Source organism: Mycobacterium sp. 20KCMC460 (assembly GCF_022179425.1).
Taxonomy (GTDB): Bacteria; Actinomycetota; Actinomycetes; order Mycobacteriales; family Mycobacteriaceae; genus Mycobacterium; species Mycobacterium kiyosense.
Genome location: NZ_AP025524.1, coordinates 3,343,859 through 3,359,909 on the forward strand (window position 1 = coordinate 3,343,859; position 16,051 = coordinate 3,359,909).

Annotated in this window: 15 protein-coding genes; 12 read left to right on the plus strand and 3 right to left on the minus strand. The window is 66.7% G+C overall.

The genetic code is table 11. The features are described 5' to 3' along the window. Positions 1–16: 16 nt before the first annotated feature. The 12 genes from MKCMC460_RS15435 (at position 17) to MKCMC460_RS15490 (ending at position 13,642) form a co-directional block, all read left to right on the plus strand. Complete coding sequence (locus tag MKCMC460_RS15435; RefSeq protein ID WP_238306007.1) at positions 17–1,183, plus strand: amidohydrolase family protein; 1,167 nt, start codon at positions 17–19, stop codon at positions 1,181–1,183. A gap of 106 nt (positions 1,184–1,289) precedes the next feature. Next, positions 1,290–1,607, plus strand: coding sequence for a hypothetical protein (locus tag MKCMC460_RS15440; protein ID WP_236983533.1), 318 nt, complete (start codon positions 1,290–1,292; stop codon positions 1,605–1,607). A gap of 326 nt (positions 1,608–1,933) precedes the next feature. Further along, positions 1,934–2,605: a TetR/AcrR family transcriptional regulator gene (locus MKCMC460_RS15445; RefSeq protein WP_238304532.1), complete on the plus strand. Its 672-nt coding sequence runs from the start codon at positions 1,934–1,936 to the stop codon at positions 2,603–2,605. A gap of 624 nt (positions 2,606–3,229) precedes the next feature. Then, a complete protein-coding gene (locus tag MKCMC460_RS15450; protein ID WP_370653177.1) occupies positions 3,230–3,943 on the plus strand; it encodes an MlaE family ABC transporter permease in 714 nt (237 codons plus the stop codon). Between the two features lies 1 nt (position 3,944). Further along, on the plus strand, positions 3,945–4,817 hold the full coding sequence (locus MKCMC460_RS15455) for an ABC transporter permease (RefSeq protein WP_236983530.1): 873 nt from the start codon (positions 3,945–3,947) through the stop codon (positions 4,815–4,817). A 4-nt stretch (positions 4,818–4,821) separates the two neighbouring features. Further along, complete coding sequence (locus MKCMC460_RS15460; protein WP_236983529.1) at positions 4,822–6,129, plus strand: MCE family protein; 1,308 nt, start codon at positions 4,822–4,824, stop codon at positions 6,127–6,129. Next, a complete protein-coding gene (locus MKCMC460_RS15465) occupies positions 6,126–7,166 on the plus strand; it encodes a virulence factor Mce family protein (protein WP_236983528.1) in 1,041 nt (346 codons plus the stop codon). Before MKCMC460_RS15460 ends, MKCMC460_RS15465 begins: the two co-directional genes overlap by 4 nt. Next, positions 7,163–8,602 carry an MCE family protein gene (locus MKCMC460_RS15470; RefSeq protein WP_370652824.1) on the plus strand — a complete coding sequence of 480 codons (1,440 nt, stop codon included), beginning with the start codon at positions 7,163–7,165 and terminating at the stop codon, positions 8,600–8,602. The genes MKCMC460_RS15465 and MKCMC460_RS15470 overlap by 4 nt, the downstream gene beginning before the upstream one ends. Beyond that, on the plus strand, positions 8,599–10,179 hold the full coding sequence (locus MKCMC460_RS15475) for an MCE family protein (RefSeq protein ID WP_370652825.1): 1,581 nt from the start codon (positions 8,599–8,601) through the stop codon (positions 10,177–10,179). Before MKCMC460_RS15470 ends, MKCMC460_RS15475 begins: the two co-directional genes overlap by 4 nt. A gap of 38 nt (positions 10,180–10,217) precedes the next feature. After that, the gene (locus MKCMC460_RS15480; protein ID WP_236984125.1) at positions 10,218–11,327 is read left to right on the plus strand and encodes a virulence factor Mce family protein; all 1,110 of its coding nucleotides are present in this window, start codon (positions 10,218–10,220) and stop codon (positions 11,325–11,327) included. Continuing rightward, complete coding sequence (locus MKCMC460_RS15485) at positions 11,321–12,871, plus strand: MlaD family protein (protein WP_238304533.1); 1,551 nt, start codon at positions 11,321–11,323, stop codon at positions 12,869–12,871. The genes MKCMC460_RS15480 and MKCMC460_RS15485 overlap by 7 nt, the downstream gene beginning before the upstream one ends. Positions 12,872–13,174: 303 nt before the next feature. Further along, positions 13,175–13,642, plus strand: coding sequence for a type II toxin-antitoxin system prevent-host-death family antitoxin (locus tag MKCMC460_RS15490; RefSeq protein WP_236983527.1), 468 nt, complete (start codon positions 13,175–13,177; stop codon positions 13,640–13,642). Between the two features lie 36 nt (positions 13,643–13,678). Here the strand turns inward: MKCMC460_RS15490 and MKCMC460_RS15495 are convergent, their stop codons facing one another. From MKCMC460_RS15495 to MKCMC460_RS15505, 3 genes are all read right to left on the minus strand, one after another. Then, positions 13,679–14,149 (minus strand): limonene-1,2-epoxide hydrolase family protein, encoded by a 471-nt coding sequence (locus MKCMC460_RS15495; RefSeq protein ID WP_236983526.1) that lies wholly within the window; start codon positions 14,147–14,149, stop codon positions 13,679–13,681. Between the two features lie 100 nt (positions 14,150–14,249). Continuing rightward, on the minus strand, positions 14,250–15,566 hold the full coding sequence (locus MKCMC460_RS15500; RefSeq protein WP_236983525.1) for a cytochrome P450: 1,317 nt from the start codon (positions 15,564–15,566) through the stop codon (positions 14,250–14,252). A gap of 48 nt (positions 15,567–15,614) precedes the next feature. Then, positions 15,615–16,037 (minus strand): lipoprotein LpqH, encoded by a 423-nt coding sequence (locus tag MKCMC460_RS15505; protein WP_236983524.1) that lies wholly within the window; start codon positions 16,035–16,037, stop codon positions 15,615–15,617. Positions 16,038–16,051 lie beyond the last annotated feature (14 nt).

The following is a 16,051-nucleotide window of genomic DNA, read 5'->3' on the forward strand; positions in this document are numbered from 1 at the left end:
CCCGTCGGAATCGGCCCTGGCGCAACATATCCGCCACGTGGCGTTGATCGACCAACACGTGCACGGGTGCTGGCTGACGGCGGGGGACCGGCGGCGGTTCGAGAACGCCCTGAACGAAGCCAACACCGAACCCCTGGCCGACTTCGACTCCGGGTTCGACACCCAACTGGGCTTTGCCGTCCGCAGCCACTGCGCGGCCATCCTTGGGATGCCTAAACATGTTGACCCGCAACAATATTGGGAAGCCCGCAGCCGGCTCACCGAGGTCGAATTGGCCCGGCTGTTCCTGCCGGCGGCCGGGGTGAGCAACTGGCTGGTGGACACCGGTTTCGGCGACGAGGTCACCGACGTCGCGCAATTGAGCCAGCTTTCCGGGCGTCCCGCCTACGAGGTGGTCAGACTGGAACAGGTCGCGGTCGAGGCGGCCCGGGCGGCCGGTGACTACGCGTCGGAGTTCGAGGCGATCCTGCACCGGCGCGCGGCCACCGCGGTAGGCACCAAGTCGGTGCTGGCCTACCGGGGCGGATTCGATAGGGACCTGAGCGAACCGGCGGCGGCGCAGGTCGCCGAGGCGGCGCAGCGGTGGCGCGACGAGGGTGCCGCCCGACTGACCGACCCGGTCCTGCTGCGTTTCGGGTTGCATCAGGGACTGCGGCTGGGCAAACCGCTGCAGTTGCATGTCGGCCTCGGGGACCGCGACTGCGATCTGGACAAGACCAACCCGTTGCTGCTGCTGGACTTCCTGCGCACGTCCGGCACCACCCCGATCGTGTTGTTGCACTGCTATCCCTACGAACGCGAGGCCGGGTATCTGGCCCAGGCATTCAACAACGTCTACGTCGACGGCGGGCTGAGCGTGAACCACCTGGGCGCCCGCGCGTCGGCATTTATCGCCCGATTGCTGGAACTGGCGCCGTTCCGCAAGATCCTGTACTCCTCGGACGGGTACGGTCCGGCCGAGCTGCATTTCCTGGGTGCCACGTTGTGGCGCCACGGGATTCACGCAGTGTTGGCCGGCTTCGTCGCCGCCGGCGAGTGGAGTGAGGCCGAGGCGATCCGGGTGGTTGACCTCATCGGCCACCTCAACGCCGCACGCCTCTACCGGCTGGCCAGTGGCGACCCCCGCGGCCCGGTCGCCGCGGGCGGGACCGAGCACTTTCGGCACCCGCCGGAAGGGTATTAATCCCCTGGTCAGTAGGCAAATTTCGGGGGTAATCTCCAAACTGCCGCCAAGTCGGGATCGTTGACCGCCCGCCAGACGGAGCCAACCTCGCCAAGGGAGTGCACAGATGCTAGAGAGCGTGAAGGTTCGCAACAACGGAGTTCCCCAACAGCGCGAGCAGGATGCGCAATTGTTGAAGGAGTCAGGCACCCACAAACTGGTCGTTGCCGACCGGGACGGAAACTGCCTGGCGTTCGTCCTGGCCTGGGACCACTTCGAGTACGACCCTGAGACCGACACCTACGTGTGTGTCGTCGACTCCGACGGCAGAGAACTGATGACCATGTACACCGCCGGCGAGATCAAGTCGGCCCCCGGGGCGAACATGTATGTCGTCACCGCGCCCGAAGGACGCGCCTGCCGCAAGCCGTTGAAGGCCCTGTGAGCCGGGGGGCGCCGGGCGGATAGTCGCCCTGAGCGTCCCGCGTTCGCCAGCGACTTCGGGCAGCCGGGCGTTAGCGGCCGTCGGGAGTCTGAATCTTGCAACGGCGTCTCGCGAGCAGGTCGTCGTACGGTCAACAACACGTAATCCTTTTTGCTGCAACCATTTTAGGGTCGGCGCTGGGCGCAGCCGCGGGCGCGGCTGCACGCCGGCGTACTCGGCGCGCGATTCAGACGCGCGATTCCCGGGGGGTGTCGATTCCGGGCTTCCCCACCAGGCGCAGTTATGATAGACCGTTCGTACGGTTAGTTGACTCCAAAGGTTTTGAGATGCCTAGATCGCCCGGCCGACGTGGCGAGATCCTCGACGCGTTTGTCCGCTGTGTGGCCGAACGTGGCTACGACAGAACGAATATCGGCGACATCGCAGATGAGCTCGGCATGTCCAAAGGCACCATCGTCCATCATTTCGGGACCAAGGCGCAGATGCTGCGCGAACTGGAAGAAACGCACCTGGCCCGCCAGCTCGACGTGCTGCGGATGGTGTGGGACCGACTCGCCGCGCCGCACGAACGCATTGCCGCGATCATCTACACCTCGGCGCTGTTGCACGTGATCGCCCGGCACTCGACCGTGGCGAGCCAGCGGGAAGTGGTGCAATTGTTCGACGATCCCGCCATGGAGCAGGTGCGTAAGTTGCGTCAGCAGTTGCAGGCGCTCACCGTGGACGAAATCCGAAGCGGGGTGCAGGTCGGGGTGTTTCGCGGCGTCGACGTCGAACTAGCCGCATTGCAACTGTGGGGCTCGCTGGAGTGGATGTGGGTCTGGTTCAACCCGGCCGAGGCTCGGGCGCCCGAACAGGTGGGTGCGGCGTTCGTCGACGTTTTTCTCGGCGGGCTGCTGCTCGATCGCCTGGGTTTGAGCAAGTGGGCGGACCCGGCGGCGGATCTCGTCTCGGTGGTGCGCGAATGCCTCACCGCGGCGATAGGCGCGCCGGCCTGAACGCAAGGCCCAAATGTCATGCGCCAGAGTACGTTGAGCTGACCGCTTGCAGCCGGTGCGCCGCTGCTGCCGTGCGCACACCCGGAAACTTTGCTGCGCCTCCACACGCACCAGAACTCTTGACTGTACGTACAGTATCTAACCGACGTCCGCGGAGCCGGGCCATTGCGCGGCACGTGTTCAACTGGGCGACAGACCGCCCGGAAGCCTGACAAAAACCTAAGTGCCCGTTGCATTGCCGGGCATGCCGGCGCATCGGCCGGTCTTCAAACCGGCGTGCGGGTGACCGTGCATTATTTGAAATCCACGTTTGTAATTGACTGCACGTACGGTCTGATGCAATAGTTGCCCGGTGGCGCAAACACGGGCGGCGTGCAGCCGGCGGGTGGGGACGGCAACCCCCGATTGCGACTGCGACCGGGTCCGCTCACGGTGCGCCAACCCGGTGCACCCGCACTCGTCTGCCTCCGCTGCGGCGTCCAAAAGCTGGATGGCTCAACAATTCTCGCGTAGTCAGAAATCATCGGGCCGGGGGCCGCGTCGATGACCGCATCGAGCAGCGTCGTCGGCCGACTGAGCAACAAGATCAGGCCGGGCACCGAAGTCGCCGGCGGATTCTTCCGAATGTCTGTGCTGACCGCCAAGGCGCTGCGGCGGCCGTTCGAATGGCGCGAGTTCATCTGGACCGGCTGGTTTCTCATGCGGGTGTCGCTGCTGCCCACCATCGCGGTGTCCATCCCGGAAACCGTGCTGCTCATCTTCACGCTCAACGTCCTGCTCGCCGAGTTCGGCGCCGCCGACGTCTCCGGCGCCGGCGCCGGCATCGGGGCGGTCACCCAACTCGGCCCGATCGTGACCGTGCTGGTGGTCGCCGGGGCCGGGGGAACCGCGATCTGCGCCGACCTGGGCGCCCGGACCATCCGCGAAGAGATCGATGCGCTCGAGGTGCTGGGCATCGACCCGATCCACCGGCTGGTGGTACCCCGTGTGGTCGCCTCCACGCTGGTCGCGGTGCTGCTCAACGGCCTGGTGATCGCCGTCGGGCTGGGCGGCGGCTACCTGTTCAGCGTGTACCTGCAGAACGTTTCGAGCGGTGCCTACCTGTCCACACTGACCGCACTCACCGGCCTGCCCGAGGTGGTGATCGCCAACATCAAGGCCGCCACCTTTGGGCTCATCGCCGGCCTGGTCGGTTGTTACCGCGGACTGATCGTCAAGGGCGGGTCCAAAGGTCTGGGCACCGCGGTCAACGAGACCGTGGTGCTGTGCTTCATCGCACTGTTCGCCGTCAACGCGGCGCTGACCACCATCGGTGTCCGGTTCGGGACGGGACGCTGAGATGGCCGGGCATTCCGTGGCCGCCATCTCACGCGGCCGCTTCCTGCGGGCCAACCTAGGACGGTACGGCGACGCCCCGGCCCGGCTGCTGCTCGAGATCGGGCAGTTGATCTGGTTCGCGGTCACCGCGGTCGGCCAGATTCCATTCGCCCTGCACCGCTACCGCCGGGAGCTGGTGCGCATGGTCGCCCAGATGGGGATGGGCACCGGCGCGATGGCCGTGGCGGGCGGCACCGCGGCCATCGTCGGCTTCATCACCCTGTCCGCCGGATCGCTGGTCGCCATCCAGGGATTCGCGTCGCTGGGCAACATCGGCGTCGAGGCGTTCACCGGCTTCCTGGCCGCGATGGTCAACGTGCGGTTCGTGGCGCCGGTGGCCGCCGGGCAGGCATTGGCCGCCACGGTCGGCGCCGGGGCCACCGCCGAACTGGGCGCCATGCGCATCAGCGAGGAGATCGACGCGCTGGAGGTGATGAGTATCCGCTCCATCGCCTACCTGGCGTCCACCCGAGTGGTGGCGGGCCTGATCGTCATCATCCCGCTCTACGGGTTGGCGATCACCCTTGCCTTCCTGTCCGCGCAGCTGACCACCGTTTTTCTGTACGGCCAGTCCGCCGGCACCTACAACCACTACTTCCACACCTTCCTGCGCCTCAACGACGTGGGCTGGTCGTTCGCCGAAGTCATCCTGGTCGCGGTGGTCGTGATGACCACCCACTCCTACTACGGCTACACCGCCCACGGCGGGCCGGTCGGCGTCGGCGAGGCGGTCGGCCGGTCGATGCGGCTGTCGCTGATCACCATCGTGGTCGTCGTCGTCCTGACCGCGATGGCGGTCTACGGCAAGAACCCGAACTTCAACCTGACCGGATAGCCGAATGACAACCCCGTTCAAGGAGAACGCGCCGCGCATCCCGCCGTACAAGACGGCGGCCGTGGTGTTCCTGTTGGTCTTCGCGGCGGTGCTGGCGTTCGTGTACTTCCAGTTCCGCGGCCGGTTCACCCCCAAGACCGCCCTGACGCTCCTGGCTCCACGGACCGGGCTGGTGATGGATCCGGGATCGAAGGTCACCTACAACGGGGTGGAGATCGGCCGGGTCGCCAATATCTCGGAAGTGCAGCGCGACGGCGTGCCGGTGGCCAAGTTCGTGCTGGACGTCAACCCGGATTACCTCCGGCTGATTCCGGCCAACGTGGACGCCAACATCAGGGCCACCACCGTCTTCGGCAACAAGTATGTATCGCTGACCTCACCGAAAGACCCGACGCCGCAGCGCATTACGCCGGAGCACGTGATCGACGCACGATCGGTGACGACCGAGTTCAACACGTTGTTCGAGACGCTCACCTCGATTGCGGAGAAGGTCGACCCGGTCAAGCTGAACCTGACGTTGTCCGCCGCCGCGCAGGCCCTGACCGGGCTGGGGGAGAAGTTCGGCCAGTCGATCGTCAACGCCAACGCCATCCTCGACGACGTCAACCCGCGAATGCCGCGGATCCGCCGCGACATTCAGCAATTCGCGGCCCTGGCTGACATCTATGCCGATGCCGCGCCGCATCTGCTCGAGGCCCTGGACCACGCGGTGGTCACCGCACGCACGCTGCACCGCCAGGAAGCCGAACTGGATGCCGCATTGCTGTCCGCGGCCGGGTTGGGCAACACCGGCGAAGACATCTTCACCCGCGGCGGACCCTATCTGCAGCGGGGACTCGCCGACCTGGTGCCCACCGCGCAACTACTCGACACCTACAGCCCCGAATTCTTCTGCACCATCCGCAATTACCACGACGCCGAACCCGCGGCCTACGAGACGACCGGCGGCGGCAACGGTTACGGACTGAAGACCATGACCGAACTGACGTCGGGGCTGGGTGGCATCCTGACGCTGCCCGGACTGACCGGAGCGGTGCTCAGCCAGGGTCTGCTGGGACTCGCCGGGGTGGTGGGCGGCGCGCCCAATCCCTATGTCTACCCGGACAATCTGCCGCGGGTGAACGCACGCGGCGGCCCCGGCGGAGCGCCGGGCTGCTGGCAACCCATCACGCACGACCTGTGGCCGGCACCGAGCCTGGTGGTCGACACCGGTGCCAGCCTCGCGCCGTACAACCACTTGGACACCGGCTCGCCGTACGCAATCGAATACGTGTGGGGCCGTCAAGTCGGGGACAACACGATCAACCCATGAAGATCACCGGTAGCGCCATCAAGCTCGGCATCGTCTCGTTGGTGCTGTTCCTCATCACCGCGTCGATCGTCGTGGTGTTCGCCCAGATGCGCTTCAACCGCACCAACAGCTACACCGCCGAGTTCAGCAACGGCAGCGGTCTGCGCAACGGCCAGTTCGTGCGCGCCTCGGGGGTGGAGGTCGGCAAAGTCAAGGCCATCCGACTGGTCGACGACGGCCGGCGCGTCCTGGTGGACTTCGACGTCAACCGCTCGGTGCCGTTGTACCAGTCCACCACCGCGCAGATCCGTTACCTCGATTTGCTCGGCAACCGGTTCGTGGAGCTCAAACGCGGCGAGGGGGACGGCGCTGACCGGGTGCTGCCGCCCGGCGGGTTCATCCCGCTGGCCCGGACGGCCCCCGCCCTGGACCTCGACGCGTTGATCGGCGGTTTCAAGCCGCTGTTCCGAGCGCTCGAACCCAACAAGGTCAACACCATCGCCTCGGCGATCGTCACGGTGTTCCAGGGGCAGGGTGGCACCATCAACGACGTCCTCGACCAGACCGCGCGCCTGACCGCGCATATCGCCGAACGCGACGAGGCGATCGGCGAGGTGGTCAAGAACCTGAACATCGTGCTGGACACCACCGTTCGGCATCGCCAGGAGTTCGACGGCGTTATCGACAACTTCGAGCGGTTGATCACCGGGCTGAGCAACCACGCCGATCCGCTGGCCACCGGGGTGGCGGAGCTCAGCAACGCCGCGGGAACCGTCGCCGATCTGCTGTCGGACAATCGCACGTTGTTGCACAAGGAGATCGGCTACCTGCAGGCGCTGCAACAACCGCTGATCGACCAACGCGAACAGCTCAACGATCTGATCCACAAGACTCCCACCGCGCTCAACCTGATCGGCCGCAGCATCGGCCTCTACGGCGACTGGGTGAACTTCTACGTCTGCGACCTGCAGATCAAGTGGAACGGTCTGCAGGCCGGCGGCCCGGTCCGCACGGTCAAGATCTGGAAGCAGCCCACCGGCAGGTGCACGCCGCAATGAGAACGCTCAAAGAGTTCAACCGCCATCGCGTCGGCCTGATGGGTATCGCCGTGCTGGTGCTGGTGGTCGCCGTCGGCCAGAGCTTCACCAGTATCCCGATGATGTTCGCCTCGCCCGCCTATTACGGGCAGTTCACCGACACCGGGCAGTTGAACAAGAACGACAAGGTACGCATCACCGGCGTGAATGTCGGCACCGTGCAAGGGCTCGACATCGACGGCGACCACGTGCGGGTCAAGTTCTCGATCGGCGCCCACACCATCGGCACCGAGAGTCGGCTCACCATCAAGACCGACACCATCCTGGGTAAGAAGGTGCTCGAGATCGAGCCGCGGGGAACCCGGACACTGCAGCCCGGCGGCGTGCTGCCACTGGGGCAGACCACCACCCCCTATCAGCTCTACGACGCGGCTTTCGACGTCACCAACGCGGCTACCGGCTGGGACATCGACACGGTCAAGCGATCGCTGAACGTCTTGTCGGACACCATCAATCAGACCTATCCACATCTCAGCGCCGCCCTGGACGGGGTGGCCAGGTTCTCCGACACGGTCGGCAAGCGCGACGAGCAGATCAAGCACCTGCTGGCGCAGGCCAACCAGGTGGCCGCGGTGCTCGGTGACCGCAGCCAACAGGTCGACCGACTGCTGGTCAACGCCAAGACGCTGCTGGCGGCGTTCAACGAACGCGGCCGGGCCATCGACGGTTTGCTGCACAACATTTCGGCTTTCTCGGCTCAGGTGCAGGGCTTCATCAATGACAACCCGAACCTGAATTCCGTCCTGGAGCAGTTGCACACCCTCAGCGACCTGTTGGTGGCGCGCAAAGACGACTTGGCTCAAACCCTCACGTACGTAAGTCAATTCGCCGCATCGCTGGGGGAATCCGTCGCGTCGGGGCCGTACTTCAAGATCGTCCTGTCCAATCTGCTGCCGTACTGGATGCTGCAGCCGTTCGTCGACGCCGCGTTCAAGAAACGCGGAGTCGACCCCGAAGAGTTCTGGCGTGACGCCGGCCTGCCCGCGTTCCGCTTCCCCGACCCCAACGGCACCCGGTTCCCCAACGGCGCGCCGCCGCCCGCGCCCCCGGTGCTCGAAGGCACGCCGGAACATCCGGGACCGGCGGTCCCACCCGGGACACCCTGTTCCTACACCCCGGCAGCGGACGCCCTGCCGCGACCGGGGAACCCGCTGCCGTGCGCGGGTACCGACCTCGGCCCGTTCGGCGGCAATTTCCCGGCGCCGCTGGACGTGCAGACGTCACCACCGGTCCCCGACGGCCTGCCGCCCACACCCGGGATCCCGATCGCGGGCCGACCGGGCGAGCCGGCGCCCGACGTCCCGGGCACCCCGGTGCCGCTACCGCCCAACGCGCCGCCGGGAGCCCGGGTCGAGGCTCCACCACCCGTCGGGCCCACGAGAGGTGACCAGAGTTGAGCGCCTTCGGTTTCCGCAACCCGTGGCTGCGCCGAGCCGTCACGACGCTGGTGGTCGCGCTGGCCCTGGTCGCCGGTTTCTTCGGCTGGCATACCTACCAGAAGCTGACCAACAACACCGTCGTCGCCTACCTGCCCGCCGCGATCGGGCTCTACTCGGGCGACAAGGTCCAGATCATGGGTGTCCGTGTCGGTTCGATCGACAGCATCGAACCAGACGGCGACAAGATGAAGGTGACCTTCCACTACAACAACAGGTACAAGGTGCCCGCCAACGCGACCGCAGTGGTGGTGAACCCCACCCTGGTGGCCTCGCGCAGCATCCAGCTGGAGCCGCCCTACAAAGGCGGGCCCGTCATGGCCGATAACGCGGTGATCCCGCTGACACGCACCCAGGTGCCCACCGAATGGGATCAGCTGCGCGAGAGCGTCGCCAACATCATCGACAAACTCGGTCCCACACCCCAGCAGCCCCGCGGCCCATTCGGTGAACTCATCGAGTCGTTCTCCAACGGGCTGGCCGGCAAGGGCGAACAGATCAACACCACACTGAACAGCCTGGCGCAGGCGCTGACGGCGCTCAACGAAGGCCGGGGCGACTTCTTCGCCGTGGTGCGCAGCCTGGCGCGTTTCGTCAACGCCCTGCACAAGGACGACCAGCAGTTCGTCGCGTTGAACACCAACCTGGCTCGGTTCACCGACAAACTGACCGGATCCGACCGCGACCTCGCAAACGCCATCCAGCAATTCGACGGCCTGCTCGCCACGCTGCGCCCATTTCTGGCCAAGAACCGCGAAGTCCTGACCCACGACATCGGCAACCTCGACACCCTGACCACCACCCTGGTCCAGCCCGAGCCGCTCAACGGTCTGGAGACCGCGCTGCACGTGCTGCCGACGTTGGAGACCAACCTCAGCCAGATCTACCACCCGTCGCACGGCGCGGTCATGTCCATCCCGGCGATCCCGAACTTTGCGAACCCAATGCAGTTCATGTGCAGCATGATTCAGGCCGGCAGCAGGCTGGGCTATCAAGACTCGGCCGAACTCTGCGCGCAGTATCTGGCGCCGATTCTCGACGCCATCAAGTTCAACTACCTTCCGTTCGGACTCAACCTGTTCAGCACCGCTGAGGTGTTGCCCAAGCAGGTCGCCTACTCCGAACCCCGCCTGCAGCCGCCGACCGGTTTCAAGGACACGACGGTGCCGGGCATCTGGGTGCCCGATGGTCCGCTGTCCCACCGCAACACCAACCCCGGCTGGGTGGTCGCACCGGGGATGCAGGGGGTGCAGGTCGGCCCGGTTACGGCGGGGTTGTTGACCCCTGAATCGCTGGCCGAGCTGATGGGCGCGGCGGACATCGCACCCCCGGCGTCCGGGGTGCAGACCCCGCCCGGGCCGCCCAACGCGTACGACGAGTACCCGGTGTTGCCTCCCATCGGGCTGCAGGCGCCCGTCCCGATCCCACAGCCGCCACCGGCGCCGGGGGTGCTGCCGGGACCGGTCGCACCGACCCCAGCGCCGATCGGGCCGCCGCTGGCCGCCGAGGTGGCCGCACCGCGGGGGCCGGGCTCGTGAGGGGCGTCCGGGTGTGGCGCAAGCTGGCGTTGATCGGCATGGCGGTGGTGGCGCTGACGTCGTGCGCGAACTGGCAGGGCATCGCGAACGTGCCGATGCCCGGCGGCCCCGGCAGCGGGCCCGGCTCCTACACCGTCTACGTGCAGATGGCCGACACACTTGCGCTCAATACGAACAGCCGGGTCCGGGTGGCCGACGTCTTCGTCGGCACGGTGCGCTCGATCGACCTGAAGAACTGGGTCGCCACGCTCACCCTGCAGCTGGACAGGGGAGTGAAGTTACCCAAGAACGCCACCGCGAGGATCGGGCAGACCAGTTTGCTGGGTTCTCAGCATCTGGAGTTGGCGGCGCCGCCGGACCCTTCTCCCGAGCCGTTGCGGCCGAATGACACCATCCCGCTGAAGAATTCGTCGACGTACCCCACCACTGAGCAGACCTTGGCGAGTTTGGCGATGATCCTGCGCGGCGGCGGCGTGCCGAATGTCGAGGCGTTGCAGAACGAGGTCTACAACATCCTGAACGGCCGGGCCGGGCAGATCCGGGACTTCCTGGGCAAACTGGACACCTTCACCGCCCGAGTCGACGAACAGCGCGAAGACATCACCCGGGCAATCGATTCCACCAATCGGCTGCTGGGATACGTGGGTCGCCGTGCGGAGGTGGTGGATCGCGTCCTGACCGAATTCCCGCCGCTGCTCAAACATTTCGCCGATAAGCAGAACCTGTTGATCAACGCGATCGACGCCACGGGCCGGCTGGGCCGGGTCGCCAACCAGCACCTGTCCGCCGCGCAGAGCGACTTCCATCAGGATCTGCTGTCGATGCAGTGCCCGCTGCGTGAACTCGGCCGCGCCGCACCGTTTTTGATCCGTGCCCTGAAGTTGATGCTGGTGCGGCCGTTCGACATCGACGCCGTGTTCAAGTCGTTCCGCGGCGACTACTTCAACTTGTCGTTGACGCTGGACTTGACGATGAGCGCGGTGGACAACGCGGTGTTGACCGGGACCGGCTTCTCCGGGGCGCTGCGCGCACTCGAGCAGTCGTGGGGTCGCGACCCGGAAACGATGATCCCCGACGTCCGATACACACCGAACCCCAACGACGTCCCCGGCGGGCCGCTGGTCGAGCGGGCGGACATGCAATGCTGACCCGCTTCATCTGGCGCCAGTTGATCACGTTCGGCATCCTGAGCGCGGTCACCGCGGTGGCGCTGGGCTGGTACTACCTACGGATTCCCAGTGCGGTCGGCATCGGCCAGTACACCCTGAAGGCGAGCCTGCCCATCTCGGGCGGGCTGTACCGGACCTCGAATGTGACCTATCGCGGTGAGACCATCGGCAGGGTCACCTCCGTCGAGCCGACCGAGCGGGGCGCGTTGGTGACCATGAGCATTTCCGACCGCTACAAGATTCCGGTCGACGCGTCGGCGAACGTGCATTCGGTGTCGGCGGTCGGCGAGCAGTATCTGGACCTGGTGTCCGAAACCGGTGTGCACGAATACTTCTCGCCGGGGCAGACCATCACCAAGGGCACCGTACCCACCGAGATCGGGCCCGCCCTGGATGCCGCCAACCGCGGGCTGGCGGTGCTGCCCAAGGACAAGATCGCCGCGCTCCTCGACGAGACGGCGCGAGCCGTCGGCGGGCTGGGCCCCGCGCTGCAGCGTCTGGTGGACGCCACTCAGGCCATCGCCGGCGACTTCAAGGCCAACCTCGCCGACGTCGACGACATCATCGAGAACTCCGCGCCCATCATCGACAGCCAGGTCACCTCCCGCGACGCGATCGACCGGTGGGCCGACAACCTGGACATCCTGGCGGCCCAGAGCGCGGAAAACGACCAGCACGTGCAGAGCATCCTGACCCAGGCGGCGCCGACCGCCGATCAGGTCAACGCGGTGTTCGACGACGTCCGCGAGTCGCTGCCGCGAACGCTGGCCAACCTCGAGATCGTGCTGGACATGCTCAAGCGCTACCACAAGGGCGTCGAGCAGCTGCTGGTCGCTTATCCGCAGGGCGCGGCCGAAGGGCAGACGGTCACGTCGGCGTTTCCCGGCTACGCCTCGCTGGGCACTTCGCTGACGATCAACCAGCCCCCGCCCTGCCTGACCGGTTTCCTGCCGGCTTCCCAGTGGCGGTCTCCGGCCGATACCAGCCTGGCGCCGATGCCGTCCGGAATCTATTGCAAGATCCCGCAAGACACTCCGGCCAACGCGGTGCGCGGCGCGCGCAACCTGCCGTGTGTCGACGTCCCGGGTAAACGCGCCGCCACCCCGCGCGAGTGCCGTGACCCGAGGCCCTATGAGCCGGCGGGCACCAATCCTTGGTATGGCGATCCGAACCAGATCCTGACCTGCCCGGCACCGGCGGCGCGGTGCGACCAGCCGGTGAAACCCGGTCAGGTGGTACCGGCGCCGTCGGTCAACAACGGCCTCAACCCGGCGCCGGCCGACCGGGTGCCGGGCACGCCTCCGCCGGTCAGTGACCCGTTGACCAGGCCGGGTTCGGGCAGTGTGACGTGCAACGGACAGCAACCCAACCCGTGTGTCTATACGCCTGGCGGGCTTCCCGCCTCGGTCTACACTCCGCAGAGCGGAGAGTTGGTCGGCCCGGACGGGGTCCGGTACACCGTCGGCGATTCGAACGGAATCGGCGACGACGGTTGGAAGTTCATGCTGGCACCACCGCCCTGAACCGCCCATGGCACTGCTAGCCGGTTCACTGCAGAGGGATGAATATGCATAGTTTCCCACCGGTGTGTCGTCGAGTCAGTCTGTCCACCAAATGGATTCGCACCTCCGGTTGCGCCCGGATGACGAAAAACGTTGATCGATAACGGGATTGCACTATGGGCGAAGTCGTCGCGGCGTATTGCTGATCCGGCCGGGACTTCACCCGGACGGGTTTTGACACTGACCGCACGTACAGTCATATAATGGCCCGGAGGGCGGGGCCCCCCGGAGCAGGTCCAATCGACGCACGGGATCGGAGCGAAAATGCCGGAAGTGATCGGACTGGGCCAACTCCGCAGTGACGCGTGCGCCTACCTCGAGCGCGTCACGGCGGGCGAGACGTTCGACGTCATCCGCCGCGGCAAGCTGGTGGCCCGGATCGTCCCGGTCGGCGACCGCAGAGTGGCTCCCATCCCGGCGCGAACCGCCACCGCAGCGGACCGGGGCGGCTGGGTCGGGCTGGACGAACTGCGGACCCGGGCCGGGCAGTGCTTCGACCGCGTGGCCTCCGGCGAGACCCTGTACGTCGTTCGCGGCGGCAAGATCCTGGCGCAGATCGTGTCAGCCGGCGACGCACTGCAGCATGAGATCCCGGCGGTTGCCGGTCAACGGGTGGCGCTGCACGAACTCAGGAATCGCGCCGGACGCTACTTCGACCAGGTGGCCGCGGGCCAGAGTATCGAGGTCAGCCGCGGCGGCAAGGTCGTCGCCCGCATCGTGTCGGTGGCGTAGCCAGGCCGCGCCGGCGGCGACCCGGATCCGCCCCGGTCAGACCAAGTCGGACGCGTCGAAGATCCACGAGTTGTCGCCACCGGCCAGCTTCTCGAAGTGCTGCGGCGGCGCGAAGGCGACCAGGCTGTTCATATCCCAGTAGTCCTTCCAGACGGCGATTTTGCCGTCGACCACCTTGTGCACGGTGACAAAACGCAGCACACCTTGCTCACCGCTCGGGAAAGTCCACGTCTCGGAGTGCTCGTAGATGACATCCTCGCCGTTGGACACCAGCACCCCGTCGTGGTTCTGGTAACCCGCCAGGTCTTCCAGGCCGAGCTTGAGCCGCGTCACGATGTCCCGCGGGCCACGGGCCGACGCCGCGGGTATCGGCATGTCGACGTAAAGGCAGTCGTCGGACAGGAACGTCTCGATCGCGTCCCAGTCGCGTCGGGACAGTGCCTGCCACATTCCGGTGACGACGTCTGTTTCGGAACGGGGCGCTGTCGGCGCGGAGACTTCTGTCATGGGGGTCAATAAACCGGGCCAGCGGACCAGTGTCAACCACAGCTGGGCGGCGCGCCGTCGAGCGGCTCGGCCGACACCGGGGCGGACGCGTTCGCCGAAGCTACGACGAGACCAAAGAGTTCGCCGGTCGCAGGGTCACCGGCAGCGTCGACCAGCCGCGCAACACCCGGGTGCTGCGCCGGGTCCCCGACCCGGCCGCGGTCGCGTCGGGGAAGCGATCGAAGAAGGTGCGTAACCCGACCTCGCCCTCAGCGCGGGCAAGTGCCGCTCCCAGACAGAAATGGCGCCCGGTGGAGAACGCGAGATGCTTTCCCGCATTGGCGCGTTCGATGTCGAAGCGGTGCGGATCGGCGAATACCGACGGGTCGCGGTTGGCGGCCGCCAGGTAGACCAGCACCACGTCGCCGCGCTGAACCTGCCGGCCCGCGAGCTCGATGTCCCGGCGGGCCACCCGCGCGGTCAGCTGAACCGGTGAGTCCAGCCGCAAGATCTCCTCGACCGCGTTGGGCCACAACTCCGGGCGCGCACGCAGCCTCGCCAACTGCTCCGGGTGGTCCAACAGCAGCCGAATTCCGTTGCCCAGCAAGTTCACCGTGGTCTCGAAACCGGCCACCAGCACCAGCCCGGCCACCGCCTGCAACTCGGTTTCGTCGAGATGAGTGTCCGCGCTGCCGCTTTCGGCGGTGCGGATCAACTGACTCATCAGGTCTTCGCCGGGGGCATGCCGCAGTTTCTCCAGGTGCTGCACCAACCATGCGTTGAAGCCGGCAATGCCGCGCTGCACCCGCTGATACTGCTGCCAGGGCAGGCCGATATCCAAACTGGGCGCGGCCAATTCGCCGAACTCCAGCACGCGACGGCGGTCGTACTCCGGCACGCCCAGGATGTCGCTGATCACGGTGATGGGCAGCTGCGAGCAATACCGCCCCACGACGTCCACGGCGCCGGACGCGTCGGCGAGCTGATCCAACAGCCCCGTCGCGGTCCGCTCCACCCCGTCGCGCAACGCGGCCACCGCCCGGGAGGTGAACACCGCCGAAACCGTCTTGCGGTAGCGGGTATGATCCGGCGGTTCGACGGCCAGCAGCGACGGCGGCCGCACCGGATGCAGAAGGTGGTCGCGGGTGCGGTTCTCAAGCCAGCGCAACGGTGGCGGCAGACTGTCCCCGAACGAGACGACGTGGAAGTCGTCCGATCGCAGCAGATCGTGGCAGAGGCGATGGTCGACGGTCAGGTAGCCCGCGCGGGTGCGCAGCAACAGACCGCGGCTGCGGATTTCGTCGTAGTAGGGCACCGGGTCGTCGAACACCGCCGGGTCGGCGATCAACCGTGCCTGCAAGTCGCCGCGCCGGGCGCCGTACATGGCGACCCCGCGGACCACGCCGTGCATTGCCAACCAGTGCAGTCTGGCCTTCACCGTTGCTCCAATGATCCGAGTGTGTTCCCGCCCAGCCTAGGCGGCACTTCAGCACTCGGCGCTGATCTTGAAATCGGTCGTCACCACCTTGTCGGGGTTGGCGCTGTTGATCCCGGACGCGCTGCCGGAAATGGTGTAGGTGTTCTTGGCGAGGTCGACGTGCGCATCGCCGACGCCGCCCTCGTAGTAGCTGCCGGTGAAACCGTCGACATTGCGGATCTTGACGAACTGGGGCATCACCCGGTCGCCGCTCATCAGCACCACCGCCTGGATCTGGCCATCGCGATCGCGGATGTCGATGGTCCGGTAGCCCTGGATCTGGCTGCACGCCGGCGGGCGCGCGGCGTGGGTGCTTCCGTCGATGGTCACGTGTGCGGCCTTGCGGGGCACCGTCTGGGAGTCGGCGCAGCCGGAGACGGCGCCGGCAACAGCCACGGCGAGTGCCGCCATCGTGACCAATCGGTTCTGCACCAGCCACCTCCGCG